The 26,210-nt window shown below is 60.9% G+C and carries 22 protein-coding genes; 15 read left to right on the top strand and 7 right to left on the bottom strand.

Annotated features, from left to right (window positions below; translation table 11 throughout):
• Positions 1-76 precede the first annotated feature (76 nt).
• From CKW21_RS03270 to CKW21_RS03250, 5 genes are all read left to right on the top strand, one after another.
• On the top strand, positions 77-967 hold the full coding sequence (locus CKW21_RS03270) for a LysR family transcriptional regulator (RefSeq protein WP_095192593.1): 891 nt from the start codon (positions 77-79) through the stop codon (positions 965-967).
• Positions 968-1,201: 234 nt separating this feature from the next.
• Positions 1,202-3,880 (top strand): aconitate hydratase AcnA, encoded by a 2,679-nt coding sequence (acnA, locus tag CKW21_RS03265; RefSeq protein WP_095192592.1) that lies wholly within the window; start codon positions 1,202-1,204, stop codon positions 3,878-3,880.
• A 90-nt stretch (positions 3,881-3,970) separates the two neighbouring features.
• On the top strand, positions 3,971-5,023 hold the full coding sequence (locus tag CKW21_RS03260) for a lactonase family protein (protein WP_095192591.1): 1,053 nt from the start codon (positions 3,971-3,973) through the stop codon (positions 5,021-5,023).
• A gap of 46 nt (positions 5,024-5,069) precedes the next feature.
• Complete coding sequence (locus CKW21_RS03255) at positions 5,070-5,801, top strand: transporter substrate-binding domain-containing protein (protein ID WP_095192590.1); 732 nt, start codon at positions 5,070-5,072, stop codon at positions 5,799-5,801.
• A 148-nt stretch (positions 5,802-5,949) separates the two neighbouring features.
• Positions 5,950-6,519 carry a YceI family protein gene (locus CKW21_RS03250; protein ID WP_095192589.1) on the top strand — a complete coding sequence of 190 codons (570 nt, stop codon included), beginning with the start codon at positions 5,950-5,952 and terminating at the stop codon, positions 6,517-6,519.
• A gap of 39 nt (positions 6,520-6,558) precedes the next feature.
• Here CKW21_RS03250 and CKW21_RS03245 read toward each other — a convergent pair whose 3' ends face one another.
• Positions 6,559-7,164 (bottom strand): M15 family metallopeptidase, encoded by a 606-nt coding sequence (locus CKW21_RS03245; protein WP_095192588.1) that lies wholly within the window; start codon positions 7,162-7,164, stop codon positions 6,559-6,561.
• Positions 7,165-7,639: 475 nt separating this feature from the next.
• Positions 7,640-11,059, bottom strand: a complete 3,420-nt coding sequence (locus CKW21_RS03240) for an Ig-like domain-containing protein (protein WP_095192587.1) — start codon at positions 11,057-11,059, stop codon at positions 7,640-7,642.
• A 401-nt stretch (positions 11,060-11,460) separates the two neighbouring features.
• Between CKW21_RS03240 and CKW21_RS03235 the strand changes: the two genes are divergently transcribed.
• Positions 11,461-12,183 carry a GNAT family N-acetyltransferase gene (locus CKW21_RS03235; protein ID WP_095192586.1) on the top strand — a complete coding sequence of 241 codons (723 nt, stop codon included), beginning with the start codon at positions 11,461-11,463 and terminating at the stop codon, positions 12,181-12,183.
• A gap of 131 nt (positions 12,184-12,314) precedes the next feature.
• Here CKW21_RS03235 and CKW21_RS03230 read toward each other — a convergent pair whose 3' ends face one another.
• A complete protein-coding gene (locus tag CKW21_RS03230; protein WP_095192585.1) occupies positions 12,315-12,755 on the bottom strand; it encodes a hotdog fold domain-containing protein in 441 nt (146 codons plus the stop codon).
• A 163-nt stretch (positions 12,756-12,918) separates the two neighbouring features.
• Between CKW21_RS03230 and CKW21_RS03225 the strand changes: the two genes are divergently transcribed.
• Positions 12,919-13,545, top strand: coding sequence for a TetR/AcrR family transcriptional regulator (locus CKW21_RS03225; protein WP_095192584.1), 627 nt, complete (start codon positions 12,919-12,921; stop codon positions 13,543-13,545).
• 380 nt (positions 13,546-13,925) lie between these two features.
• Here the strand turns inward: CKW21_RS03225 and CKW21_RS03215 are convergent, their stop codons facing one another.
• Positions 13,926-15,056 (bottom strand): P1 family peptidase, encoded by a 1,131-nt coding sequence (locus tag CKW21_RS03215; RefSeq protein WP_095192582.1) that lies wholly within the window; start codon positions 15,054-15,056, stop codon positions 13,926-13,928.
• Between the two features lie 167 nt (positions 15,057-15,223).
• A complete protein-coding gene (locus tag CKW21_RS03210) occupies positions 15,224-16,327 on the bottom strand; it encodes a polyamine ABC transporter substrate-binding protein (RefSeq protein WP_095192581.1) in 1,104 nt (367 codons plus the stop codon).
• A gap of 110 nt (positions 16,328-16,437) precedes the next feature.
• On the opposite strand from CKW21_RS03210, the gene CKW21_RS03205 reads away from it, so the two are divergent.
• Entirely contained in the window at positions 16,438-17,229 is a 792-nt protein-coding gene (locus CKW21_RS03205; RefSeq protein WP_095192580.1) for a helix-turn-helix transcriptional regulator, read from the top strand.
• Positions 17,230-17,322: 93 nt separating this feature from the next.
• Here the strand turns inward: CKW21_RS03205 and CKW21_RS03200 are convergent, their stop codons facing one another.
• Positions 17,323-18,258, bottom strand: coding sequence for a class I SAM-dependent methyltransferase (locus tag CKW21_RS03200; RefSeq protein ID WP_095192579.1), 936 nt, complete (start codon positions 18,256-18,258; stop codon positions 17,323-17,325).
• A 275-nt stretch (positions 18,259-18,533) separates the two neighbouring features.
• Here CKW21_RS03200 and CKW21_RS03195 point away from each other — a divergent pair, with 275 nt between their 5' ends.
• The 7 genes from CKW21_RS03195 to CKW21_RS03165 all read left to right on the top strand — a co-directional run bounded on the left by CKW21_RS03195 (position 18,534) and on the right by CKW21_RS03165 (position 25,174).
• The gene (locus tag CKW21_RS03195) at positions 18,534-19,151 is read left to right on the top strand and encodes a cytochrome b/b6 domain-containing protein (RefSeq protein ID WP_095192578.1); all 618 of its coding nucleotides are present in this window, start codon (positions 18,534-18,536) and stop codon (positions 19,149-19,151) included.
• Positions 19,148-19,933 carry a molybdopterin-dependent oxidoreductase gene (locus CKW21_RS03190; RefSeq protein WP_095192577.1) on the top strand — a complete coding sequence of 262 codons (786 nt, stop codon included), beginning with the start codon at positions 19,148-19,150 and terminating at the stop codon, positions 19,931-19,933. The genes CKW21_RS03195 and CKW21_RS03190 overlap by 4 nt, the downstream gene beginning before the upstream one ends.
• Before the next feature lie 52 nt (positions 19,934-19,985).
• Positions 19,986-20,267: a pentapeptide MXKDX repeat protein gene (locus CKW21_RS03185; protein WP_095192576.1), complete on the top strand. Its 282-nt coding sequence runs from the start codon at positions 19,986-19,988 to the stop codon at positions 20,265-20,267.
• Positions 20,268-20,641: 374 nt separating this feature from the next.
• On the top strand, positions 20,642-21,154 hold the full coding sequence (gene fae / locus CKW21_RS03180) for a formaldehyde-activating enzyme (protein WP_095192575.1): 513 nt from the start codon (positions 20,642-20,644) through the stop codon (positions 21,152-21,154).
• A gap of 10 nt (positions 21,155-21,164) precedes the next feature.
• Complete coding sequence (locus tag CKW21_RS03175; RefSeq protein WP_095192574.1) at positions 21,165-22,199, top strand: aldo/keto reductase; 1,035 nt, start codon at positions 21,165-21,167, stop codon at positions 22,197-22,199.
• Positions 22,196-23,644, top strand: a complete 1,449-nt coding sequence (locus CKW21_RS03170; RefSeq protein WP_095192573.1) for an NAD-dependent succinate-semialdehyde dehydrogenase — start codon at positions 22,196-22,198, stop codon at positions 23,642-23,644. The genes CKW21_RS03175 and CKW21_RS03170 overlap by 4 nt, the downstream gene beginning before the upstream one ends.
• 165 nt (positions 23,645-23,809) lie before the next feature.
• A complete protein-coding gene (locus CKW21_RS03165) occupies positions 23,810-25,174 on the top strand; it encodes an MFS transporter (RefSeq protein WP_095192572.1) in 1,365 nt (454 codons plus the stop codon).
• Positions 25,175-25,314: 140 nt separating this feature from the next.
• On the opposite strand, the gene CKW21_RS03160 is transcribed toward CKW21_RS03165, so the two are convergent.
• Positions 25,315-26,190, bottom strand: coding sequence for a LysR substrate-binding domain-containing protein (locus CKW21_RS03160; RefSeq protein WP_095192571.1), 876 nt, complete (start codon positions 26,188-26,190; stop codon positions 25,315-25,317).
• Positions 26,191-26,210: the final 20 nt, after the last annotated feature.

Genomic DNA, 26,210 nt, shown 5'->3' with positions numbered 1-26,210 from the left:
AAGATCGGCGCCCTCGCTGGCTATCCCGTGGCCCGGCGTGCTTCACTCAAGGCTTGCGAGCCAAGGATTTTTTCCATTGCGATACGACCTCACGAGTCTCGATCTTTTCATCACGGTGGCGCAGGAGCGCAACCTGACCCGCGCAGCGCGGATCAAGCACCTGGCGGTGTCGGCGATCAGCAAGCGCATCACCGAACTGGAGGCCCAGGTCGGTTCACCGCTGTTGATCCGCAATGCCCGCGGCGTGGAATTAACGCCAGCCGGGCAGTCGATGCTGTTTTACGCGCGGCAATTGAAGCAGACCCTGGAACAGCTGGACAACGAACTGGGCGACTACGCCACCGGGGTCAAGGGCCATGTGCGAATTCATGCGATCACCTCGGCGCTGTCGCAGTTTCTGCCGGATGACGTGGCCGGGTTTGTCGCGCGGTACCCGCAAATCAAATTCGATATCGAGGAGCGGGTCGGCTCGGCGGTGATCCGCGCAGTGGCGGACGGTCGTGCCGATCTGGGGATTATTGCCGTGCAGACCGCGGCGCAAGGGCTGGAGACCTTGCCCTATCGCCATGACGAACTGACCCTGGTGGTGCCCGCCGAACATGCATTGGCAACGCGAAAATCGATACGCTTCGAGCAAGTGCTGGAGCATGAGTTTGTCGGGCCGCATCTGGAAAGTTCGATGCACACACTGCTGACCCGCGAAGCGGAAAAGCTGGGTCTGGCCCTCAAGTCGAGAGTCCGCATCAGCAGTTTCGATTGCATGTGCCGCATGGTCTCGGCCGGGCTGGGGGTGGCGGTGCTGCCGCGCAGTGTGATCAATCAGTACCTGCGCAGCCATAAGCTCAAGCCGGTGACCCTGGCCGAGCCTTGGGCGCAGCGCTCGCTGTTGCTGGTGTTCAAGAAGTACGAGGCGGCGTCGCCGACCATCAAGACCCTGATTGATCATCTGAAATTGCCCACGCAGTAGTACACACTTCCCCTTGTGGGAGCGAGCCTGCTCGCGAAGACGGTGTGTCAGTCGACATCATTGTTGGCTGATAGACCGCTTTCGCGAGCAGGCTCGCTCCCACAGGAAGGATGTGTGATACATCAGAGCGTTCTCCGATGGAGAACGCTGCCATGGTAAAGCATCAATTTTCATCGGCTTCGACTGCTCCTAGTATCGGCTTCCAAGAACACAAAAAAGCCGAGCGATACCCGCATGACCGAGCCTGCCACCGACCTTTTCTCCGATCTGTTGATCGACCGCGAATCCTTCGTTTACGTCGATCTGCACAAACTGCTTTCAGCCGATCAGGTGGTAAAGCTGCCGTATTCGATCCGCATCCTGCTGGAGAACGTCGCCCGTTGTTCACCCGAGGCGCTGCCCTCGGTGCTGGCCCGCGCCGTGGGGCAGGGGCCGGATTGCGAGGTGCCGTTTCAGCCCAATCGCCTGATGTTCCATGACACCACTTGCCTGCCGGCGCTGGCGGATTTTGCCGGGATGCGCGATGTGGTGGCCGAGCTGGGCGGTGACCCGAGCGCGATGAACCCGCTGATTCCCGCAGTGCTGACCATCGACCACTCGGTGATTGTCGAGCGCTATGCCCAAGCCGATGCCGTGGAACAGAACCTGGACATCGACTTTCGCCGCAACAGCGAGCGCTATCGCTTCATCAAATGGGCGCAAAAGAGCCTGGACAACTTCAGCGTGATTCCACCGGGCACCGGCATCATCCATCAAATGAACATGGAAGCGCTGGCGCGGGTGGTCTGGGAAAGCCAAACCGCCAATGGCCAGCGTTTACTGCACCCGGACGACATGGTCGCCACCGACAGCCACACGCCGATGATCAACGCCATCGGGGTGCTGGGCTGGGGTGTCGGCGGGCTGGAAGGGCAGGCGGCGATGGTCGGCGAGCCGGTGCCGATCAGCTTTCCGCCAGTGATCGGTATTCGTGTCAGCAACAGGCTGAGGCCCGGCGTTACCGCCACCGATCTGTCGCTGCACGTGGCCGAAATCCTGCGTCAGCGTTCGGTGGTGGGCAAGTTTGTCGAGTTTACCGGCCCCGGTCTTTCGTCCCTGAGTTGGGCGGCGCGCGGCACCGTATCGAACATGGCGCCGGAGTATGGCGCGACGGTGGTGTTTTTCCCGTTCGATGATGAAACCCTGGCATATCTGGAGCTGTCGGGGCGCTCAGCGGCGCTGCGTGAAAAAGTCGTCGGCTACATGAACGCCCAGCCGTTGTGGCGCCGGGATGACGTGCCCGAGCCGCACTTCGACGAGTTGATCGAACTGGATCTGGCGAGCATCGAGCCGAGCGTCGCCGGCCCCCATCAACCGCACCAGCGACGCAAACTGTCGGACGCGGCGGCGTCGTTTCGCGATGAAGTGTTGGGTGGTGCCAACCTGATCGCCGGGCCTGCCGGGCAGAGGTTTTTCGAGCCGTCGTTCCATGAGCCGATCAGCCACGGTGCAGTGGTCATGTCAGCCATCACCAGTTGCACCAATACGGCTAATCCGTCGCAGATGATTCAGGCCGGTTTGCTGGCGCGCAAGGCCCGTCAACTGGGTCTGACGCGCAAGCCTTGGGTCAAGACGTCGCTGTCGCCGGGCTCGCAAGTGGTGGCGGATTACCTGAAACACGCCGATTTGCTCGCTGATTTTTCGGCCCTGGGTTTCGACCTCGCCGGCTTTGGTTGCATGACCTGCATCGGCAACTCGGGCACGCTTGAAGAACACGTCGAAGCCTTCGCCGATCAAGGCCTCAAAGGCGTGGTGGTGCTGTCCGGCAATCGCAATTTCGAAGGCCGGGTCAACCCGAAAGTTCCGGCCGGTTACCTGGCATCGCCGGCCTTGTGCGTGGCCTACGCGATTGCCGGGACCATCGACATCGACCTCGACACACAGCCGCTGGCCCACCGTCACGACGGTCAACCGGTGTACCTGCGCGATCTGATGCCCAGTGATGCCGATGTTGCAGTGCAGGTGCGTGAAGTGGTCAAACCCGAATTTTTCCGCCAGCGCCTGGCGACGGTGTGGGACGGTACTCATCACTGGCAGGCGTTGTCCGCCGAGGGCAGTGTGCAGTTTGCGTGGAGCCCGCAGTCGACGTATTTGCGTCGGCCGCAGTACCTGGCGGACATCCAGGCCGAGCCGAAAACCAGCCTGGCCATCAGCGGTGCGCGGGTGTTGATGGTGCTGGGCGACAACGTCACCACCGACCACATTTCCCCGGCCGGGGCGATTCCGGCCGACAGCCTGGCGGGCCAGTGGCTGCTGGAACGGGGTGAAGATCCGCAGGACCTCAACCAGTACTCGACGCGGCGCAGTAATCACGAAGTGATGTTGCGCGGCGCCTTCACCAACCGCTCGGTGAAAAACCGCTTGCTCGGCGACCGGCAGCCGGGAGCCGGCGGCTGGGCGTGGAATGCCGATCACAGCGAATGCCTGCCGCTGTTCATGGCGGCCAGCAGTTACGCCGAACAGCAGCTGCCGATGGTGATGTTCGCCGGCATCAACTACGGCGCCGGTTCCAGCCGCGACTGGGCCGCCAAGGCGCAGGCACTGCTGGGCGTGAAAGCCGTGGTGGCGCGCAGCATCGAGCGGATTCATCGCAGCAACCTGATCGGCATGGGCGTCATCCCGTTGCAATTCAAGGATGGGCAAAGCGTCGATGACCTGGACTTGCAGGGCAACGAGCAGTTCGACTTCCTCGGCCTGGATGATCTCAAGGTCGGCGACAACCCCGTGACGATGCTGATCCGCGGCGCCCGTGGCCAATCGCAACCGGTGGAACTGGCTGTGCGCATCGATTCGCTGCAAGAGATTCGCTACCTGATCAATGGCGGTGTGTTGCCCTACGTGATCCGCAAAGTGGTGCAGCGAACGCGGCACTGATTCGGAATAAGGACCGAGAAGGCCCCGAACCCAGGCTTTTGCTGTCAACATTGCCGATAAACCCTCGACTGATTCACGGAGAACCCCCCTATGTACGCCTATGTCGGGTCGCGCACGACCAAGGAGCGCAACGCTCGCGGTGAGGGCATCAGCGTTTACAAAGTGGATCAGGACGCGGGCACGCTGGCGCTGGTCCAAGTGGTCAAGGACCAGGTGAACCCATCGTTCCTCGCACTGAACAAAGCCTGCGATCGCCTGTACACCGTGCACGGCGACAAGAGCGATGTCAGTGCCTTCCGCATCGACAAGGCCAGCGGCAAGCTGACGTTCATCAATCGGCAAGGCTGCGAAGGCAAGAACCCGGTGCATCTGGCGCTGGACCCGACCGAGCGCTTCCTGGTGGTGTCCAACCACATCACCGGCTCCCTGGCGGTGATGAATGTCGAGAAGGATGGTTCGCTCGGTACGCTCAATCAGTTGCTGAAACTGGAAGGCCCATTGGGCCCGCACCGGGTCGAGCAGCCGTTCTCCAAACCGCATTTCAACCCGTTCGATCACACCGGCAATTTCGTCCTGGTGCCCGACAAAGGCCTGGACCGGATTTTCAGCTTCCGCTTCGACAACGGCACGCTGATCCCTGCCGCGCAACCCTTCGTGACCACCCGTGAAGGCGCCGGCCCTCGGCACCTGGCGTTGCACCCGACGGCACCGTTCGCCTACGTGATCAACGAGCTGGATTCGACCGTGACGACCTATCGCTTCAACCCGCAGGACGGTTCCTTGAAGCCGCTGCAAGTGGTGACCTCGCTGCCGTCGACCTTCACCGGCAACAGCCGTGCCTCGGAGATCGAAGTCGATCGCAGCGGCCGTTTCGTCTACGCCTCCAACCGCGGTTACGACAGCGTCGCGGCGTTTGCCATTGATCAGGGCACAGGGCTGTTGAGTCCGGTGGAGTTCATGCCCACCGACGGCAAGACGCCGCGCTTCTTCACGCTGACACCCAATGAGCGTTTCCTGTTTGCGCTCAACGAAGACAGCGACACCATCCTCTCGATGGCGGTCGATCCGCAAAAGGGCGGGCTGAGCAAGACCGGTTTCTCGGTGTCCACGGGAAGCCCGGTCTGCATGGTTTTTTCTACCTGAACACAAGCAGGCCTGAGCCTGTCCCGGCCCCTGACTGGAGCAAATGATGAGTGCTGTCACCCCCGCTGTTCTGCAAGACCTGGCCCCCGGCGGCGTGCTGCGCGCGGCGATCAATTTCGGCAATCCGGTGTTGGCGCAGCAGGGCGAAGATGGCGCGCCGCGGGGTGTCTCGGTGGCCTTGGCCAGAGCCTTGGCCGAGGAGCTGGGCGTGCGCCTGCACATGCTGACTTTCGACGCGGCGGGCAAGGTGTTCGCCGCGTTGGAGGAGGGCGCGTGGAACGTCGCTTTCCTGGCCATCGAGCCAGTGCGCGAGCAGCAAATTGGCTTCAGCGAACCCTACGTGATCATCGAAGGCACTTATCTGGTGGCGGCCGATTCGCCCTATGTGACGGTCGACGATCTCGACCAACCCGGGCTGCGTCTGGCGGTCGGTAAGGGCGCGGCCTATGACCTGTTCCTGACCCGCACCCTGAAGCACGCGCAACTGGAACGGGCAGAAACCTCCGCCGCTGCGGTCGATCTGTTCTTTGACAAGGGCCTGGAGGCCGCCGCCGGCGTGCGCCAACCGTTGCAGAAAGTGGCCGAAGCGGACCGGCGTTATCGGGTGCTCGAAGGGGCGTTCACCGCCATTCGCCAGGCGATGGCGGTGCCTCGGCAGCGAGAGGCGGGGGCGGCTTACGTGAGAGCGTTCGTAGAGCGCAAGAAGGCGGACGGTTTCGTGCTCGCTGCACTCCAGGCCAGCGGCCAGGCGGATGTATCGGTTGCACCCCGGGTTTGAGCCTGGACAGGATTGACAGTCACCGAGTGAAATCGGCTACAGATAATCGCAAGTCCGTTCGGGGGTGGAATAAACGGCGGTTCTTTGCTTTAGTCCATCGTGCGTTCGACACCTCAAACCATGAGGGGCCATGGCCCCGGAGAGTCCCATGAACTCTCGATTTTCACGTTTCATCGCGATGGCTGTCATCCTTGTGCCGGGCGTTTTGCCCGGTGCCCATGCCGTCGAATACACCGACGTGAACGCCACCGCCAGCACCATCAGTTTCACCTACAACCAAATGGGGTCGAGGGTGTATGGCACCTTCGGCAAGTTCGAGGGCGAACTCGATTTTGATACCCGTCACCCCGAAGCGGCCCGCGCCAAACTCACCATCGAACTCGACAGCATCGATGCCGGCAGCGAAGACGCCAGTACTGAATTGCAAAAACCTGCCTGGTTCGACACCGCCAGTTATCCGGTGGCGACTTTCGAGTCGACCCGGTTCAAGGACCTGGGCAACAACCGCTACCGGATCACTGGCAATCTCACCCTCAGGGGACTGACCCGCGAGGTGACGGTACCGGTATTGCTGAAGGCGGAAAACGCCATCGGCATTTTCGACGGCGAACTGGTGCTCAAACGCAGCGACTTCAAGATCGGCGACGGTGAGTGGGCCGACACGATGGTCTCCGATGGCATCAACATCCGGTTCCGGATGGTGGCGCCGCAGCGCTGATGTTGCCGGCCGTTGCAATGCAGACAAATCAACTTGGCATCATACAAAGACTTTTTGATCTTCCGATTTGCGTTTTCTGAGTTCGGTCAGCATCTCTCTTTCGTTCATTCCATTAGCCCAGGAAGGGCGTAGTTGAAAATGAGGTTGGTCCTTGAAACTTTTCCAGTTGCCACCCCAGTCCAGGCCCAGATCCATACCGAGTAACCCGAGGGCTTTGTACTTGGGTGAGCTGCCCAAGTAAGCGGTGCCTTCAAAAATGCCGATGTCAAACGCAATACCGAAATTATGGTTGGATTGCCCACCTTTGGCATTGGTGACTTTTGGGCCATTGTCAGGACGACCCTTGGCGTAGAGTGCATCCTGTTCGGCGTAAGTTCGATGTCCGCTGATGACTTTGGCTTGAATGCCGTTGAGTGCAGCTTTCTGAATGAGTGCGACGGCATAGGGTTGGACTTCCGGCAGCAAGGTTTCGATGTTTTTCTTGCTTCGGGCATCTAGCCCTGTCACCGCCGTACTCACCAGTGACGGTGCTTGATCGGGTATCAACCGCTTGGCGATGGCCGCCCAGGTCTGCGGGCCGGCTTTGCCGTCAACCTCGACGCCAAGCTCCTTCTGGACAGAGCGGATCAGTTTTTCAATGTCCATGTTTGTGCTCCAGTAACAATCAAAGATCAATAATAGCGTTTGATGTCGCTCTGTTGATCAGTAACCAATCGATAGGTGTTGTGTTAAGTGTAAGTGTTTTATGGATGTTACGGATTTTGTAATTCTGGCTTTACAGTGGATTCTACTATGGTGTTGTTAAGGGTTTGTTATTTATAAGTTAGATGGGTGAAAAGCTTCTGTTCTATTTATTTGAAATAATGTGGGCCTTGCTAATTTCGATTGTCTGTCTGTTTGGTGTTGTAATTGTGCGCGTAATTTTTATCGTTTTTACTTATGTGTTTGGAGGTTTCTTACTAACTTACTCATGCTTATTGTTGCTCGCTCCGAATGTGTTGAAATTTCTCAAGCGTTGGCTGAAAAGTTGGCGAGAGGACAATCGGAACTCCTCTGGACAGCTTCCTCCAGGAGGGCGCCCGATCCCCATTGCAGGAACCGGGCGCCAGTCGGGGTGACCTCATTTCACCGCTATCGGTACCGTCACGGACTTGCCGAATGTCGAACTGATGGTGACGGTCGGGCTCGGTGCCGGGCCGGCGCCGGTGGTGGTGACCGATACCCGCCAGCGTGCTCCGGTGCCGGTTGGTGTGAGGATCGCGTTACCCAGGTTGAGTGGCCCGGCAGTGGTCGACGCGGTCACCGTCAGCGTGTTGCCGGTGCCGCGCGATGTGGTGCCGGCCAGGTCCCAGGTGTAGCGGCTGTTGCTGCGGACCGAAACCGAAGCGCTGGTGACCACCAGGTCTTCGTTGACCGCCGCCGGCGTTACCGACACAGACACCGCTGCCGGTTCCGAGACGGCATCCTTGGCGTCGCTCGCCTGGTAGGTGAAGGTTGCGGTGAACGGTGCGGTGACGGTGGACGGTGGGATGTAGATCACCCGCACACCGTCGGTGCTGACCGTGCCCATGCCCGAGTCCGGTTGGGCCAGGCCGACCACTTTGAGCGGCAGGTTGCCGTCCGGGTCGGTGTCGTTGGCCAGAACGTTGATGGTCACCGGTTGCCCGTTGCTGCTGGCAGCACTGTCAGCGTTGGCCACGGGTTTTTTGTTCTGGTCTTCGTTGTCATCATCATCGTCGTCATCACCATTGCCGCCATCGCCATTGCGGAAGGTCGGCAGCGCGGCGGAGGCGACGTAGGTGACACCGTCCCAGCCGGGCAGGGGCGTTGGCATCAACTGGAACTGGCCCGGATGCTCGATATCCCAACGCAGCAGCATCGAAGTGTCCTCGTGCTGGGTGTTGTGACAGTGCTCCATGTAGGTCCCGGCGAACTCGCGGAAGTGGATCGCCATTTCCACATCCACTGAACTGTCGATGCCTTCGCCGATGCGATAGACGTCCTTGCGCGCGCCTTTTTCCCACTCCGGTGGCGCCTTGCCGTCGCGACTGAGGATGATGCCCTCTTCGAAATGCACGTGCACCGGGTGGTTCCAGCCGTTGCCGCCGTTCTTGATTTTCCACACTTCCAGCGTGCCGTCGCCGGTGTAGCCGCCATCGGTCGGGCCGTTGGCCAATTGCGGGGCGGCGCTGAGCCGGCGCGTGTCCATGGCGTAGCCAAAACCACCGTCGGTCTTGATGGTCCAGGGGGCTTCGTCGGTACCGTCTGAGCGGCCGAAAATGAACTCGCGATGCCGCGCCACCTTGAGCTTGGCCTGGTCGGTGGGGCTGTTACGGTCGAGGGTCAGCGGAATCATGATCTTGCCGGCCGCTTTGCCCGGTTTTGCCGGTTCGTAATCCGCCGGGTTCATGCTCACATCCTGGCCGCTGTAAGGCTGAACCACCAGTTGCATGAACTTGCCCACCACCGGGTCGCCCTTGTCCCATTCCGGCCCTTTGCTGCCCTGCTTGATCACCGCCTTGTACTTCTCGGACAGCACGTCGGCCAGGCTCAGGCCATTCTTCTCCGGGCCCTTGCCGGTCTTGTGTTCCATCAGGTTGACGAAGTACAGCTTGTCGCCGGTCTTGATCCCGTTTTTCGCGAAGTTGACGATGATGTCGAAACGTTCGGCGATGCCCTGGGTCGGCAGGATGGCGTTGTGGTTCTGCTTATCGCCGTCGCCGTCCAGGTCCATGCTGCCGTCGAACGGCACGGCGTGTTCCATCAGGTTGCCGTCGTTGCCGATCATGTGGAACGGCACGCGGGTGTAGGACACCCCGGAACCCGACGGCCCCGGGAACTCGCCACCGTTGCCGGCAATTTCACGCACCAGGGCAATCCTGAAGTAGCGCGACACTGAGCCGTTGAGAATGCGGAAGCGATAACTGCGCGCCCGCACTTTCAGGCGGGGTTCGTATTGCCAGTTGACCAGGATCTGGTCGCCGAGAAAGCCATCGGTATTGAACGGGTTGAACCACAACTGGCCGTTGGCGTCCCAGGCCTTGTCGGCGACCACCAGGTTGACGTCGTAGTCGCGATTGCCCCAAGGCATTGCAGAACCGCTGGGCAAGCGCAGGTTGACGCCGTCCTCGATCGCTTCGTTACCGCGATCCAGGGCGCTGTAGTAGTTCATCATCACCGCGTTGCCCTTGTAGACGTTCTGCGCGGTGAAATCGAGCATGTGGTCGTGGAACCAGTGGGTGCTCATGGTTTCGCGCCAGTCGCCCCGGATCTTGATGGTGCCGTTATCGCAGGTCTTGATGCCGGGGTTGGCGTCGTTGACGAACAGTTTCTCGCCCGGTGCGCAGGGGAACGCCGCGCGCGGGTCTTGCGCCTTGGTGTTGATGGTGTCGTAACCGGCCAGTTGCAGCGGCCAGCGATAGTCGTAGTACTGCCCCGGAAAGAAAAACGCGTTGGTGTAGCCGTCGCTTTCGGCCGGGGAGTGGCCGTTGTGTTCGTGGGTGCTGATGGTGTGCAGGCCGAAACCCATGTTGGCTGCCGGATCGATGGGCAACGCATTGTAGTGACGCATCAGCAGCGGTTGGCCATAGCGGACCATGAGCAGTTTGGGCGGCACGGTGCCGTCGAAGGTCCACAGCGCGTTGTGATTCTGCACCGGCATTTTTGAGTGGAAACGCACGTCGATGCCCTTGGTGGTGCCCGCCGATTCCGGAATGTCGGAGGTCTGGTAGTAGAGCCCGCCGGGAGCGAATTCACCGACGGCGTAGTTGTGCAATTGCTTGCGGTCGCGCAGGCCGAGGTTGGTCCGTGCGCCAGCTTGCACGGTCTTGAAATCCACCTGCGGGTAGAACTCGTTCCAGCGCTGGTGCGACCAGCCTTTTCCCGGTGGCCGTCCTTCGGCGGGCGAACCTACCGGGTGACGGTTGAGGAAGGTTTCGATCTGCGCTTTCCAGGGGTTGCGGTCCAGCACATTGGAGTACTGCGACGGGAATGGGAACAACCCGGGCTGGCGCATGAAGGCATCCAGCGCGGCACTGGATGGGCCGCTGCGGGCGACGCTGTTCGGGTCCTGCTGCGGTGCCGGGCCTGTGGTGGGAACGGGGAAAGCCAGGGGGGGCGCCGGGATCGTCGGATCGAGTTTTTCCGTGCCGAATTCTTCGAACAGCAGCAGTTGCTGGGTGAACGGTTCGGCGCCGAACAGCGGGCTGGGTTTGCCGTTGGTGGGGTAGTTGAACGAGGTCTGCAAGCTCGGTGGCAGCACGTTGTCGGCCCGTGGCGTGTTGCGGTCACCGTACGCGCCGTTGGGCAAGGCCAGTGCGCCCTGGTTGGTCTCGGGCATGGTTTTCAGGGCTTCCAACGCGGCTGCCGGGTCGGCCGGCGGGTTGTAATAGGCCGAGGGGTCGGTCGGTGGCGGCTGGCTTTCGTCGTCCATCGGCGCCGCGCTGACCGAGGCCAGGCTGGCGGTGATCAGCATGACCGAGGCCACGCTTGACCTGCACATGAAGCTGAGCGAACTGAACGCGGGTGCTACGGTTTTCATTTGGTTTCCCCTGCAGACGTGCCAAATTGGCGAAACCCGCCATCCCCGATGCAGAGGGGACGACTGCGTTGCGGTACCAGCGGCGGTGCAACTGTTGCGCCATCATCGGGCAGGGGTAGATAACGTTCTGATTAATCAGCAAGTTGTTTCGAATTGTTTCGTGGTTGATTCAGTAAGCAGTGGGTGATATTCCTCATTTGCGGGGGAAATGCTCTTATTTCATTGGGTTACTATCACCATTCATGGGTGGTTGTTTGCTGATTCAGGACCGCTTTAAAGCCATTGAGAGTCGTTATCGAATTAATTTGTATCAGTTCTTTGCAGTTAATCAGGACGCACGAGCAAACCTCCCGGCGCGATATGATAGGCAGCCATCGCCCCCTCGGAGTCATCCCCCCGCAATGCCCCAGATCACCCATTTCAAAACACCGTGCCCCGAGCACATCAACAGCCAGATCCTGCAGATGGTGGTCGACAACCTGACCGACATCAGCATGGTTGCGATACCGCCGAGCAACCTGCTGTACAACGTTTACCAATACGCGATCGGTTATGAGGTACACCTGTATCTGGAGGCGTTGAACGGGGCGAAAGGGATCGATGTGGAGTTGATCGTTGCCACGGATCTGGATGACCCGGAACAGGTGATCGGTTTCCTGTTGTACCTGCCGGTCAAGGACGATCCCGAGGCTTGCGGCGTGGCCTACATGGCGGTGCACGCCGGTCATCGGCGCCAGGGCGTTGCGCGCCGGATGTTGCGGGAAATGGTCGGTCGTTATCCCCATGCCGAGTTGACCTGCGCAGTGGCCAAGGTGCCGTATTTCGAGGCGATGGGTTTTCAAGTGGTGGGCGCGCGCGCCACCCAGGTGCTGATGAACACCCGCGACCACGGCAGCGATGGCTTGATGGCGCTGCTGGACGTGGCGTCGATCTACAGCTCGCTGGAAGTGCGGCAGATCCATACGTATCTGCTGCAAAAACACGGCAAGCGGGCCATGCTCGATGCGGAGAAACAGCGGGATCGGCACCTGGACCAGCTGACGCGCAAGGCCAATGAATTTGTGCGCGAGCGGTTGGGGGAAGGGGCGGTGCCAGTCAGTGGGCCGCGGTTGCGGTTGGTCTGATTCCCTTCTGCAATCACGGTCAACTGTGGGAGCGAGCCTGCTCGCGAAAGCGGTGTGTCATACGAGCGATTTATTGCCTGACACACAGCCTTCGCAAGCAGGCTCGCTCCTACATTGGTCCGCGTTTGTAATCAGGACAGCTTCACATTCATCGTAATCCGCGCTGTAAATACCTTCTTGCCTTCAACATCGTGAATGTCCACCGGCACGATTTTGTCGCCTTCCGTCGTCCAGTCCACCGCCTCGCCGTCAGCCACCGCCGTCACATCACTCTTGGCCTTGGCCAGGTATTCGACTGTCATGCCCTTGGGAATCCAGCGTGCGCCGGCGGGGATGGACACGTCGGTCATCATCCCGGCTGCCAGTTCGGCGGCGTTGCACATCGCAATCGCGTGAACGGTGCCCAAGTGGTTGGTGATCTCCTGGGCGAACGGCACCTGCACGCTGGCCGAGCCTTTGCGCAAGTCCGTGACCAGCGGGTTGATGGTGGAGAAGTACGGCGCCACCTTGCAGGCCATCTGGCTGAACGCTTGCGGGCCTGCGCTGTTGAACATGGTTAGGAACTGACTCATGTAAAAGCCTCTCTGGATGATGGATTTACGGAATATTGTTCCGTAACAGAATAATGTTCTGTGACAGAACAGTATTCTGTCGGTAGGAAATCTGTCAACCTAGCGCCACTTGTCCGTTGGCAACCGCCAGCCATTACCCACGTTTTTTTGGTCTGTGTTGAGTATGGAAACTTCAGATTTACTCGAGCGCTGCTACCCCGGTCGCCGCGCCGAACTTAAGCGCGACATTTTTCGCAACGCCCTCAAGCTGTTCAACGAACAGGGGATCGAGGCGACCACCATCGAGATGATCCGCGCGCAATGCGATACCAGCGTCGGCGCGATCTACCATCATTTCGGCAACAAGGAAGGCCTGGTGGCCGCGTTGTTTTTCACCGCGCTGGATGACCAGGCCAGGCTGCGCGATAGCTACATGGCCGATGCCGCCAGCACTCAGGAGGGTGTATACGCCCTGGTGCACAGCTACGTGGATTGGGTCGACAGCCAGCCCGAATGGGCACGTTTCCAGTACCACTCGCGATTTGCCGTGACCAAGGGGCCGCACAAGGACGAACTGGCCACCCGCAACAAAGCGCGCAACAAAATGCTGTTGGAGTGGCTGTCCGATCCGGCGCATCGGGATCAGTTGGGGGGCTTTGCGGCCGAGTTGATGCCGTCGCTGATCATCGGCCAGGCCGACAGCTACTGCCGCGCCTGGTTGTCGGGCCGGGTCAAGGGGAGCCCGAAGGCCTACCGGGAGATGCTGGCCGAGGCGGCATGGCGGTCGGTTGCTGCTCCTGAATCCTTATGACCCCCCTGTGGGAGCGAGCCTGCTCGCGAAAGCGGTGTGTCAGTCGACATTGATATTGAAGCTGAAGGCCTCTTCGCGAGCAGGCTCGCTCCCACAAGGGATTTGGATGGCTGTCGGGAAAGTGCGAAGCCCGGGAAAGTGCCGGGCTTTTAAGTGTCTGGATTTCGCGCAGGTTAAAAAAGAGCCTCAAAGCTCTTTGATGGGGAGGAAGTGGAGCCATTGAGGCTCAAGATGCGCATGAAGCAGGCGGTGAGCTTGATAGGGGTTCAATGCACTCACCACCTACGCAACGGCTTGAGCAAGCAAGCGGCTGCGCATAATCATCGTAGAAAGATGGGGGTTCGCCCTCAAGTACCGCTAGTCGAATCCCCCCAGAACGGTCAGCTTCTGCGAGGCTGTTCACCCGGCCAACCCGCCTGATTCAAGGCCTTGAGCAGTGTCTCGGCGTCTAGCCCCGGTACCCCATGCCCGTTACCTTCGGTCGTTTCGGCGGCGAGCAAGGCGTTGATGATCGCTTCCTCCACGGCTTCGGTGGCCGCCAGGAACAATTCGCTGATGTGATCGTTATTGACCATGCTCAGGTGGTCGGTGGTCGGCGCGCGTTTGCTCTCATAGGCAGCGGGTGGCACGTGAGCGTTGCCGGTGGCGAAGGCGATGAAAATGTCGCCGCTGTGGTCTTCATTACCGCCGCCGGTGCGGGCCAGGCCGAGGCTGGCGCGTTGTGCCAGGCGCGTGCATTGATGCGGCAGCAACGGTGCATCGGTGGCCAGGCAGACCACGATCGAACCCATGCCCGGGTGTGGCAATGAAGCCTTGAGAAACGGAGAGTCGACCTGTTCCATGTAACGCCCGACCGGGTAACCGTCGACACGCAGTTCATGGCGGATACCATGGTTGGCCTGGACGATGGCGCCGACGGTCCAGCCGCCCTGGGCACTGTTCAAACGCCGCGACGCAGTGCCAATGCCACCCTTGAATTCGTGGCAGATCATGCCGCTGCCACCCCCCACATTGCCTTCGACCACCGGGCCGCCTACCGCCGTGCGCACTGCTTCGGCCACGTGTTCGGGCTTTACGTGGAAACCGTTGATGTCGTTGAGCAATCCGTCGAAGGTCTCCAGCACCACCGGCATGTTCCAGTAGAGCCGCCCGTCATCCGGTTGCTGCTCACGGTCCACAACGATCAGCGCATCACGCACCACACCGAGGCTGTGGGTGTTGGTGAAAGCGATCGGGCTGGTCAACAGGCCAGCCTCGCGAATCCACTCAAGCCCCGTGGCATCACCGTTGCCGTTGAGTACATGGACACCGGCAAAACATGGCTGCTGGCTGGTGGAACCGGCACGCGGTTCGATTACGGTGACACCCGTCAGGATGTCACGACCCTGGGCGGTACGACCTCGCACATTGCTGTGGCCGACCCGCACGCCGGGTACATCGGTGATGGCGTTGAGAGGGCCGGGTTGCAGTTGGCCAAACTGAATGTTCAGGTCGCGGGCACGTGGTTTCATGGGGATTCTCATCTTCGATTCGTGGCAGGAAAAAGTTATCTGGTTGGGCGCAAAAACTGTGGGCGCGAGCCTGCTCGCGAAGACGGTGTGCCAGTCGACATAGGTATTACCTGACACATCGCTTTCGCGAGCAGGCTAGCTCCCACAAGTGATTTGCAGTGAGTGGATTACTGTCCGTTCTTGACCTTGCTCCAGATCCGCGTGCGCACGCGCTCGGTCGCCGGCGGCAAAGGTTGCAAGGTGAACAACGTGGCCAGCGCTTCGGCCGATGGATAAACGGCAGGATTGGTCCGGGTCGCTTCGGCCACCAACGCAGTCGCATTGCGGTTGCCGTTGGGGTAGTTGAGGTGGTTACTGACCGGGGCGATGACTTCGGCGCGCATCAGGTAATCGATGAAGGCCAGGCCCTGCTGCGGATGCGGTGCGTCCTTGAGCAACACCAGCGTGTCGAACCATACCGGCGCGCCTTCCTTGGGCAGGCTGTAGGCGATCTTCACGCCGTTGCCCGCCTGTTCGGCGGTGGTCTTGGCTTCCAGCATCGCCCCGGACCAACCCACTGCCACGCAGATGTTGCCGTTGGACAGGTCGCTGATGAATTTCGACGAGTTGAAGTAGGCAATATGCGGGCGCAACTTGAGCAGCAACGCTTCGGCCTTCTTGTAATCCTCGGGGTGGGTGCTGTTGGGTGGCAGGCCCAGGTAGTGCAGGGCGACGGGCAGCATTTCCGCAGGGGAGTCGAGCATCGCCACGCCGCATTCGCCGAGTTTGGCCAGGTTCTCTTCCTTGAGCACCAGGTCCCAGGAATCCACCGGCGCCTTGTCGCCGAGCACGGCACGCACCTTGTCGATGTTGTAGCCGATGCCGTTGGTCCCCCACAGGTACGGCACGGCGTATTGGTTGCCCGGATCGTTGTTGGCCAGTTTCGCCAACAGGTCGGTGTCCATGTTCTTGAAGTCGGGCATTTGGGCCCGGGGTAATGGCGCCAGCGCGCCGGCCTTGATCAGCGTCGGCAGGCTGAAGTTGCTGGCCACCACCACGTCGTAGCCGCTGCGGCTGGTCAGCAGTTTGCCTTCCAGCACTTCGGCGCTGTCGAAGGTGTCGTAGACCGGCTGGATCCCGGTGTCACGCTTGAAGTCTTGCAGGGTATCGGGACCGATGTAGTCGTACCAGTTGTACACGTGGACGGTCGGGACTTCGGCAGCAACCGCCGACAGCGAGGCCGCCAGGCAGGCGCCCAGGCCCAGATTGAAATACGAGCGGTGACCACTCATGATGCGGCACTCCTGGCCTGCTGCGGCCGGTGATATTCAGGAGCTTGCAGCGTATCGACCGGGGTGGCCGTTACCCATTCCCATCATGGGTTACTCGAAAGGGGTAGTGCGTGGACGCGTTGTTGAAAGAGTTGCCGCTGCACCAGGGCCTGGCGCGGGTGTTCGGTGCGTTGGGCGAGGACGGATTCTGGCGGGCGCTGGTCGACACCCTGCGCCTGCTGGTGCCGCTCGACAATGCGCTGGTCGCGGTGATGCAGCCCGGTCGGGTGCCGCGCCTGCTGATCGATTTTGACGCAAAAGGCAGCGGCGACGAGCACGAGGAACTGGCCGATTACAGCGCCGGCATGTACCTGCTCGATCCGTTCTACCTGGCCGTGTGCGCCGGCATCGCCGACGGCTTGCACAGCCTCGACTCGGTGGCGCCCGACCAGTTCCAGCAAAGCGAGTACTACCTCAGCTACTTCCGCTCGGTGGTCGGCGGTGACGAGTTGCAGTTCATGGTTAACCTCGATGGCGCCGTGCTCGGCCTGTCCCTGGGACGCTCGACCCGCTTCAGCCTTGAAGAGCAGGGCCGTCTGCTGTGCGTGCGCGACTGGGTGCTGGCCGCCATGCGTCGACACCTGCAACTGCTGCCGCCGGAAGGTCCGGTTGCCGAACCTGCGGCCGGCGACCTGGCAACCCTGCTCGACCGCTTCGACGCACGCCTGTCAGCCCGCGAAATCGAAACCGCACGGCTGATTCTCCAGGGCTTCTCCAGCAAGGCCATCGCCCAGCAGATGGGTATTTCCCCGGAGACGGTGAAGGTCCATCGGCGCAACCTCTATCACAAGCTCAATGTGAACGGGCATGGGGAGTTGTTTGCGTTGGTGTTGCAGCCGCGTCAGGCAGGATTGTCCTGGTGATCATGCCGCCGCCTTCGCGAGCAGGCTCGCTCCCACAATGGAATGCATTTCAACTGTGGGAGCGAGCCTGCTCGCGAAGGGGGTGATTCGGTCTTACTGCCGAAACACCAGAGCCTTCAACCCGCACTCGATGTCCGCATCCGGAAACTCCGGCGGATTGTCCAGCCGCTGCTCGAAGCGCAGGCTCGGCGCTTCACGGGTCACACCTTCGATGAGGAAGTCCGCACCGAATGCCGGGTCGTTCATGCACGCCAGTACCGTGCCTTGGGGGCTGAGCAGCTCCGGGAGGCGGCGCAGCACGCGCTGGTAATCCTTGGTCAGCAGGAAGCTGCCTTTCTGAAACGAGGGCGGGTCGATGATCACCAGATCGTACGGGCCCTTGCCGATCACCTTGCCCCAGGACTTGAACAGGTCGTGACCGAGAAATGTGACCTTGCCCAGGTCATGTCCGTTGAGCCGGTGGTTGTCGCGGCCACGGCTCAGGGCCGGGCTGGACATGTCCAGATTGACCACGTGGGTCGCGCCACCTTCGATGGCTGCCACCGAAAAACCGCAGGTGTAGGCGAACAGGTTCAGCACCCGTTTGCCCTCGGCATTAGCCCGCACCCAGTCGCGACCGTAGCGCATGTCGAGGAACAGACCGGTGTTCTGCTTGCGACCCAGATCCACCCGGTATTTCAGCCCGCCCTCGGTAATGGTCAATTCGTCGATTTCTTCCCCGAGCAGCCATTCGGTGGTGCTTTGCAGCAGGTAGCGATGTTGCAGCAACAGGGTATGCGCGCCCGATTGTGCCCACTGCGCTGACTGGGTGATCGTCATCAGCAACTGCTTCAAATCGTCGAGTTGCGAAGGCTCCGGCTCCTTGAACAGCGCCACCAATAACACGCCCTGCAACCAGTCGACCGTCACTTGCTCCAGCCCTGGCCAGCAGCGACCACGACCGTGGAACAGGCGGCGGGTTTCGGCAGGGGCGGCTGCCAGGGCGGTCAGCAGGTGTTCGTGGAGGGTGGTGAGGGCGTCAGGGTTCATCGGTCTGGGTCGGCAGTTTCAGGGGGCGGCATTTAACCATACTCGCGCCATCAGCGGACGACACAACCCCCTGTAGGAGCGAGCTCGCTCGCGATGGTCTCCCGGGCACCGCGCTCATTCAGAAAACCCGCGTCATCGTTAACGACCATCGCGAGCGAGCTCGCTCCTACAGGGGGCGCAGGGTAGTTATCACGATTAATTTAACTTTACGTGAGGATTTGGCGATCTCCGGCTGCCCATACTCGGCCCTAACGAACAACCACCGGGAGCCGGACATGTCGCAGTCAACTGCTTCACCCAAGGCCAGCCACCCTCGCTGGCTGAGGCTCACCCATTGGCTGAACGCCCTGGCGGTGCTGGTGATGGTCACCAGCGGCTGGCGCATCTACAACGCCTCGCCGCTTTACGATTTCAGCTTCCCGAAATCGATCACCCTCGGCGGCTGGCTCGGCGGTGCCTTGCAATGGCACTTCGCGGCGATGTGGTTGCTGGCGATCAACGGCCTCGTCTATCTGCTCATCAACCTGCTCAGTGGGCGTCTCAAACGACGGTTTTTCCCGGTCTCGCCCAAAGGCGTGCTGCATGACCTGTGGGCTGCAATGCGCGGAAAGCTCGGCCATGCCGACATGAGCCATTACAACCAGGTGCAACGAGTCGCGTACCTGTTCGTGATGGTCGACATCACATTGCTGGTGATCTCCGGCCTGGTGTTGTGGAAGTCGGTGCAGTTCCCGTTGTTGCGTGAACTGATGGGCGGTTACGAAGCCGCGCGGCATGTGCACTTCATTGCGATGGCGCTTTTGGTGGCGTTCGTGGCGGTGCATCTGCTGATGGTCGCGCTGGTTCCCAAAACACTGCTGGCCATGATCGCCGGTCGTAAGGAGCACGTATGAAAAAGCCCATTCGAGACTCCGGACTGGACGAGTCGTCCATCCTGACCGACGCCCGGAAAATCCTCGCGCCGCAGATCGAGGACCGCTCCCGTCGCTCGTTTCTGCTGCGTGGCTTGACCCTGGGTGGCGTAGCCATGTTGTCCGGTTGCAACCTGACCGACAGCGACAGCGTCGAGACCGCGTTGTCATCCATGTCGCGCTTCAACGATCGGGTGCAGGGCTGGCTGTTCAACCCCAATGCCATGGCGCCGACCTATCCGGCGTCGATGATCACCCGGCCGTTTCCCTTCAATGCGTTCTACGGCATCGAGGATGCGCCGACGGTGGAGGAGGAGAGTTTTCGCCTGGAAGTCACAGGCCTGGTCGCGGACAAGCGCAGCTGGCGCCTCGACGAGTTGCGGGCCATGGCACAGACCGAACAGATCACCCGGCACATTTGCGTCGAAGGCTGGAGCGCAATCGGACGCTGGGGCGGCGTGCGCTTCAGTGACTTCCTCAAGCGTATCGGCGTCGACACCGATGCCAAATACGTCGGCTTCAAGTGCGCCGACGATTACTACACCAGCATTGACATGGCCACCGCGTTGCATGCGCAAACCCTGTTGGCACTGACCTGGGACGGCGCGGTACTGCCGCGCGAGTATGGCTTCCCGATGAAGCTGCGCATGCCCACCAAGCTCGGCTACAAGAACCCCAAACACATCCAGGCGATTTTCGTCAGCAACACCTACAGCGGTGGCTACTGGGAAGACCAGGGCTACAACTGGTTCGGTGGCAGCTGACGGCGCCTGGTTCGTTCATACACCCGCAAACTGAGCTTCAAGGAGTTACATCATGAAAAAGATAGCCACCGCCGTTCTGTCGATGTGCCTGGCAATGGGCGCCGCCAGTGTCTTTGCTGCCGATGCCATGAGCAACGACAGCATGAGCAAAGACGCAATGTCCAAGGACTCAATGTCCAAGGACGCCATGCACAAAGACTCGATGAAAAAAGATGCCATGTCCAAGGACGCGATGAAGAAAGACAGCATGTCCAAGGATTCGATGAGCAAGGACGGGATGAAAAAAGACGCCATGTCCAAGGATGCGATGAAAAAGGACGCGATGTCTCAATAGTCCAGATCGCTTCGAACCATTGTGGGAGCGAGCCTGCTCGCGAAGGCGGTGTGTCAGACAATACAAGTGTCGATTGACCCACCACATTCGCGAGCAGGCTCGCTCCCACAGGTTTTTGCATCGGTTACCGGAGGGTATGACCTGAAGTCATACCCTCATGATTTTTTATGGTTACAGCTCCGCCAACCCCCAGTGATAAAAATCGCAAACCTGCTCATCAACAACAAAAAAGAGCGTTTGCACCCATGATCATTCATCACTGCCGCGTCTGCGCCAGCGACCTGCTGCGCTCTTCGAACCCCGACATTTGCCACGCGAATCCCACGGCTTGCGTGCACCTCTGATCAACCCAAATCCCAGAAGAGTAACGACCCATGAAAGAACTCGACCTGTACATCGGTGAAGGTTTCGAAGGCCCTGGCGTGAACGCCGCGCACATCAACATCCTGATCGGCCCGCGCAATGGCCCGGCCGGTCAGGCCTTCGCCAATAGCCTGGCGTCGCCAAGCCAGGGCCATTGTCCATTCATGGTGATCGCCCAGCCGAACATCCCGGTCAAGCCGATGACCCTGTATGTGAACAAGGCGACGATCAGCAGCGATCTGCACGGCAACGCCACCTGGGGCGCGTCCCAGGCCGGTATCGCCAAAGCGGTTCTTGAAGCGTTACTGGACGGCACCCTGCCGCCGGAAGCGGAAGACGAGTGGGCCATCGTCACCGCCAACTGGGTCAACCCGGCCTGCGACGATCTGGATGCGGTGTACCTGAACAACTACAACGCCTGCCGCACCGCGATCCGCGCCGCCCTGACCGGCAAGCCGGAAACCGCGCAGCTCAAAGATGTGGTCAATCACATCAGTAACCCTTTCTACACACCTAAAGCCTGAGGTTCGCGCCATGCAATACATCCGTTTGGGCAACTCCGGCCTGCAAGTCTCCCGCCTGTGCCTGGGCACCATGAACATGGGCACCCCGGATTGGAAACCGTGGATCTTCGATGAGAAAAAAAGCGAGCCGATCGTCAAGCACGCGCTGGACAATGGCGTGAACTTCATCGACCTGGCGGACTTCTATTCCGCCGGTGTGGGCGAGGAAGTAGTGGGGCGCATCGTCAAGCGCCTGGCCCGTCGCGAAGACCTGGTGATCACTACCAAGGTCGGTTACGGCACCCGCCCGGGTATCAACGCCAGCGGTCATTCGCGCAAGCACATCATGGACAGCATCGATGCTTCGCTCAAACGCCTGGACATGGATTACGTCGACGTGTTCATGCTGCACTACTTTGACGTGAACACCCCGGTCGAAGAAACCATGAGCGCCATGAACGACATCGTGCGTTCCGGCAAGGCGCGCTACATAGGTGTCTCGACCATGCTCACCGGGCAACTGGCGAAAATCCTCATGGCCTGCGAGCGCAATGGCTGGGTCAAGCCGATCAACATGCAGCTGCAACTGAATTGCGCCTACCGCGAAGAAGAGCGCGAGATGATCCCGTTCTGTCGCGATCAGGGCCTGGGGATTTCGGTGTTCAGCCCGCTGGCCCGTGGCTTGTTGACCGGCGACGTGCAGTCGACCCGCAACCAGACCGACTTCTTCACCCAGCAGATGTACAGCGACGAAGCCTCGTTCGAAATCGCCCGTTCGGTGCAACGCGTGGCCCGTGCTCGCGGCGTGTCCAACGCGCAGATTGCCCAGGCCTGGGTCGCCAATCATCCGGGTGTGGATTGCATGTTGGTCGGTGCCGACACCACCGAACAGTTCGACAGCGCCCTGGCGGCCCTGGAGACCAGGCTCGATGCCGAGGAACTGCACGAGCTGGAACGCAATTACACCCCGTGCGACGTGATCAACGATTACACCGCCGGTAAACGTATCCTGCGTTCGTCCCGTCCGGGCTCGGAACGCTTCAACCTGACCGAGGCCGTGGCATGAGCGCGTTGATCCGTCACGGCAATTTCATCGACGGTCAATGGTGCAGCGGTGTGGGGGGCGGCGGTGGTGCGACCTACCCGGTGCTGAATCCGGCCACCGGCGAGTTGATCGCCGACGTGCAGAAGGCCGGCGCCGAAGAAACCAACCAGGCCATCGCCGCCGCCAATCGCGCCTTGCCGGCGTGGCGCAAGCTCACCGCCAAGGAACGCAGCCAGCGCATCAAGCGCTGGGGTGAGTTGATGCTGAGCAACCAGAAGGATCTGGCCACCTTGCTTAGTCGCGAACAAGGCAAGCCACTGGCCGAAGCCATGGGCGAAGTGGTGTATGCCGCGAGTTTTCTGGAGTGGTTCGCCGAAGAAGCCAAGCGCGCCTACGGCGATGTGATCCCGAGTCACAAGGCCGATGCGCGGATCATTGTGGTCAAGGAAGCCATCGGTGTAGTCGCGGCGATCACCCCGTGGAATTTTCCACTGGCCATGGTCACCCGCAAGGTGGGCCCGGCGCTGGCGGCCGGTTGCACGATGATTCTCAAGCCATCGGAAGAAACCCCGCTGTCGGCCTTCGCCCTGGCGGTACTGGCCGAGCAGGCGGGCATCCCCGCCGGTGTGTTCAACGTGGTGTCCGGCGATGCGGTGGCGATTGGCGGTGCGCTGCAGGCTAGCGGCATCGTGCGCAAACTGTCGTTCACCGGCTCGACCCGCATCGGCAAGCTGCTGATGCGCCAGGCCGCCGACACACTGAAAAAGGTCTCGCTGGAACTGGGTGGCAACGCACCGTTCATTGTCTTCGACGACGCGGATATCGACGCGGCGGTGAAAGGCGCGATGGCCTCGAAATTCCGCAACACCGGGCAAACCTGCGTCTGCGTCAACCGCTTCTTCATCCAGGACGGCGTGTACGAAGCCTTCACCGGCAAGCTCGCCGAAGCCGTGGCGGCGATGCGCGTCGGCAATGCACTGGAAGGCGACACCGAACAGGGGCCGCTGATCAACGCGGCGGCGCTGGCCAAAGTTGAATTGCATGTCAGCGATGCCGTGGAGAAGGGCGCCAAGGTGCTGTGCGGTGGCCGTCGTCATGCGTTGGGTGGCACGTTCTATGAGCCGACCATCCTCGCCGAGGCCAGCAGCGAGATGTTGATCGCCCAGGACGAAACCTTCGGCCCGGTGGCCGCGTGTTTCCGCTTCAAGGACGAGGCCGAAGTGCTGCAACGGGCCAACGATACGCCGTACGGCTTGTCGGCCTACTTCTACAGCCGCGACATCGGCCGCGTGTGGCGCATGGCCGAAGGCCTGGAAGCAGGCATGGTCGGGATCAACGAAGGGATCATTTCCACGGAAGTGGCGCCGTTCGGTGGCATCAAGGAATCGGGTCTGGGGCGCGAGGGTTCGAAGTACGGTCTGGATGACTACCTGGAAATCAAATACCTGTTGATGGGGGGCCTGTAACCCCACCCCATCCCCTTGTGGGAGCGAGCCTGCTCGCGAAGGCGTCCTGTCAGGCAACATGGTGCTGACTGACACCCCGCATTCGCGAGCAGGCTCGCTCCCACAGTTTCACCACCCGAAATATCGGTTTCATTTCTCCGTCAATAACAACAATTGGAGACTTACATGTCCGTACAACCGGTAAAAATCGACGACCTGCCCATCGGGCGCTTTCACATCAAGATCGCCGGCCTGACCTTCGGTGCGCATTTCACCGACGGCTACATCCTCGGCCTGATCGGTATCGCATTCACCCTGCTGAGCCCGCAGATGCAACTGGATGCTTTCTGGCAGGGCCTGATCGGGGCTTCGGCGCTGATCGGTCTGTTTCTTGGCAGTCTGTTTTTCGGCTGGATTTCCGACAAGGTCGGCCGGCAGAAAATTTTCCTGGTCAGCTTCGTGCTGATCACCATCGCTTCGGTCATGCAGTTCTACGTCGAGACGGCGATGAGCCTGTTCCTGTGCCGGGTGCTGATCGGTATTGGCCTGGGCGGTGACTTCAGTGTCGGTCACGCCATGCTCGCCGAGTTCGCACCGAAAAAGCACCGCGGCGTATTGCTCGGTTCGTTCAGCGTGATCTGGACCTTCGGTTACGTGGCCGCGACCTTCGTCGGCACCGCGATGCTCAGCCTCGGCGACGACGCCTGGCGCTGGATGCTGGCCTCGTCGGCGATTCCGGCGGCGCTGATCCTGATTGCGCGCATCGGTACCCCGGAGTCGCCGCGCTGGCTGGTCAACCAAGGGCGTATTGCCGAGGCACGCGCGATCGTCAAAAAGTTCCTGGGCGACAACGTCGAACTCGACGAAACCCGTTCCACCGAAACCCGTTCCGGTTATGCGGTGCTGTTCAGCCGTGAATACCGCAAACGCACCGCGTTCAACTGCCTGTTCTTCGTCTGCATCGTCATGCCGTACTTCGCTATCTACACCTTCCTGCCGTCGATCCTGCAGAAGATGGGCCTGGCCGAAGGCTTCGGCACCGAGTTGATGCTGAACATGCTGCTGATTCTCGGCGCCTTGATCGGCATCTGGTGCACCATCAAGTTCACCCGCCGCGGGTTCCTGATCAACTCGTTCATTATCCTCGCCATCGCCTTGTTCCTGTTGGCGGTACTGCCGGGCAGCGCGGCGTTCCTGATGGTGCTGGTGTTCGGGCTGTTCACCCTGGTGTTGTCGGCGGTGAGTAACCTGGTGGGCGTGTTCCCCGCCGAGAGCTTCCCGACCGAAGTGCGCGCCAGTGGCATTGGTCTGGCGACGGCGGTGAGCCGATTGGGCTCGGCGGTCAGCACCTTCCTGTTGCCGGTGAGTGTGGCGGGAATCGGCTTGAGCCCGACCATGGGCATTCTCGCGGCAATCCTGGCGATTGGCGCGCTGCTGTCCTGGGCCTGGGCGCCGGAGACCAAATCACTGACCTTGAGCCAGGCGTGCAAGGCGCAGAGTCCGGTGGAGGGGCATGTGGGTGTGGCCGTCAAAGCTGCGACCCCAATCTAAAGCGTGTACACGCAACCCTTGTGGGAGCTAGCCTGCTCGCGAAGGCAGTGTGTCAGAGCGTTATCTGCCCCTGACACTCCGCTTTCGCGAGCAGGCTCGCTCCCACAGGGAGACCCTTCCACGGGAGGGGAAGGGGTGTGTCAGGGATTACTGACCCTTTCCAGCCACTCGGTAAACAACCGCACCTTCGACAACCCCCATTTGTCATTCGCCACATCCAGCCAATAGCCATAGGGTCCGATCACCTCCACGGGGGTGATCGGCAGCAGGCTGCCGTTGGCCAGTTCCTTTTCGATCATCTGCCGGTCGATCACCGCCAGGCCGCCACCGGCCAGTGCGGTATGGATCACCTGGTCCAGGGTGCTGAATTCCAGGCCTTGCCCGGCATCGACATCGTCGCGGCTCATCGCCGCCAGCCAGTTTTCCCAGACCTTCAAACGCTTGCCGTTGTGCAAGATGTGCAGCAACGGCAACTGCTGCAGGTCGGGTGCCTGACCGTCGATGAACAGCTCCGGGCTGGCCACGGCGATGTGCCGTTCCATCACCAGCAACTGACTGTGGCAATGACTGTCCGCTTCGAGGCCGAAGCGGATGTGGCAGTCGATCTCGGCGAGGTTGTCGTGACTGGCCTGGTGGGTCACGCTCAAACTGATGTCCGGGTAGCGCTGACAGAACGCGCGCAGGTGCGCCGACAGCCAGCGCGTGGCCCAGGTCGGTGGCGCGACGATCCGCAGGCGCTGGCGCAAGTTGGGCACGCGCACGGCTTGCAGGGCACGTTCGATGTGGTCGAAGGCGTCGCTCAGGTGCGGGGAAAGGGCGGTGCCGGCCTCGGTCAGCGACAGGCCTTGCGGCGTGCGTATGAACAGCGCCACGCCGAGGTAGTCTTCGAGCTGCTTGATTTGCCGGCTGACCGCGCCCTGGGTGACGTTCAGGCCAAGGGCGGCCTGGCTGAAACTGCGATGCCGCGCGACCTCCTCGAAGATGCGCAGCATGTTGAGCGAGGGCAGTTGACGCATGGGAGGGGCTCATTTCTTGA

Origin of the sequence: Pseudomonas sp. Irchel 3A7, assembly GCF_900187565.1 — a bacterium.
GTDB lineage: Bacteria > Pseudomonadota > Gammaproteobacteria > Pseudomonadales > Pseudomonadaceae > Aquipseudomonas.
Note: the sequence above shows the minus strand (reverse complement) of the source record. Positions and strands in the feature narration are given on the sequence as shown.

Coding starts and splice junctions, on each gene's coding strand:
- acnA (WP_095192592.1), top strand. CDS start 1,202: ATGACCGAGCCTGCCACCGACCTTTTCTCCGATCTGTTGATCGACCGC.
- CKW21_RS03260 (WP_095192591.1), top strand. CDS start 3,971: ATGTACGCCTATGTCGGGTCGCGCACGACCAAGGAGCGCAACGCTCGC.
- CKW21_RS03255 (WP_095192590.1), top strand. CDS start 5,070: ATGAGTGCTGTCACCCCCGCTGTTCTGCAAGACCTGGCCCCCGGCGGC.
- CKW21_RS03250 (WP_095192589.1), top strand. CDS start 5,950: ATGAACTCTCGATTTTCACGTTTCATCGCGATGGCTGTCATCCTTGTG.
- CKW21_RS03245 (WP_095192588.1), bottom strand. CDS start 7,164: ATGGACATTGAAAAACTGATCCGCTCTGTCCAGAAGGAGCTTGGCGTC.
- CKW21_RS03240 (WP_095192587.1), bottom strand. CDS start 11,059: ATGAAAACCGTAGCACCCGCGTTCAGTTCGCTCAGCTTCATGTGCAGG.
- CKW21_RS03235 (WP_095192586.1), top strand. CDS start 11,461: ATGCCCCAGATCACCCATTTCAAAACACCGTGCCCCGAGCACATCAAC.
- CKW21_RS03230 (WP_095192585.1), bottom strand. CDS start 12,755: ATGAGTCAGTTCCTAACCATGTTCAACAGCGCAGGCCCGCAAGCGTTC.
- CKW21_RS03225 (WP_095192584.1), top strand. CDS start 12,919: ATGGAAACTTCAGATTTACTCGAGCGCTGCTACCCCGGTCGCCGCGCC.
- CKW21_RS03215 (WP_095192582.1), bottom strand. CDS start 15,056: ATGAAACCACGTGCCCGCGACCTGAACATTCAGTTTGGCCAACTGCAA.
- CKW21_RS03210 (WP_095192581.1), bottom strand. CDS start 16,327: ATGAGTGGTCACCGCTCGTATTTCAATCTGGGCCTGGGCGCCTGCCTG.
- CKW21_RS03200 (WP_095192579.1), bottom strand. CDS start 18,258: ATGAACCCTGACGCCCTCACCACCCTCCACGAACACCTGCTGACCGCC.
- CKW21_RS03195 (WP_095192578.1), top strand. CDS start 18,534: ATGTCGCAGTCAACTGCTTCACCCAAGGCCAGCCACCCTCGCTGGCTG.
- CKW21_RS03190 (WP_095192577.1), top strand. CDS start 19,148: ATGAAAAAGCCCATTCGAGACTCCGGACTGGACGAGTCGTCCATCCTG.
- CKW21_RS03185 (WP_095192576.1), top strand. CDS start 19,986: ATGAAAAAGATAGCCACCGCCGTTCTGTCGATGTGCCTGGCAATGGGC.
- fae (WP_095192575.1), top strand. CDS start 20,642: ATGAAAGAACTCGACCTGTACATCGGTGAAGGTTTCGAAGGCCCTGGC.
- CKW21_RS03175 (WP_095192574.1), top strand. CDS start 21,165: ATGCAATACATCCGTTTGGGCAACTCCGGCCTGCAAGTCTCCCGCCTG.
- CKW21_RS03170 (WP_095192573.1), top strand. CDS start 22,196: ATGAGCGCGTTGATCCGTCACGGCAATTTCATCGACGGTCAATGGTGC.
- CKW21_RS03165 (WP_095192572.1), top strand. CDS start 23,810: ATGTCCGTACAACCGGTAAAAATCGACGACCTGCCCATCGGGCGCTTT.
- CKW21_RS03160 (WP_095192571.1), bottom strand. CDS start 26,190: ATGCGTCAACTGCCCTCGCTCAACATGCTGCGCATCTTCGAGGAGGTC.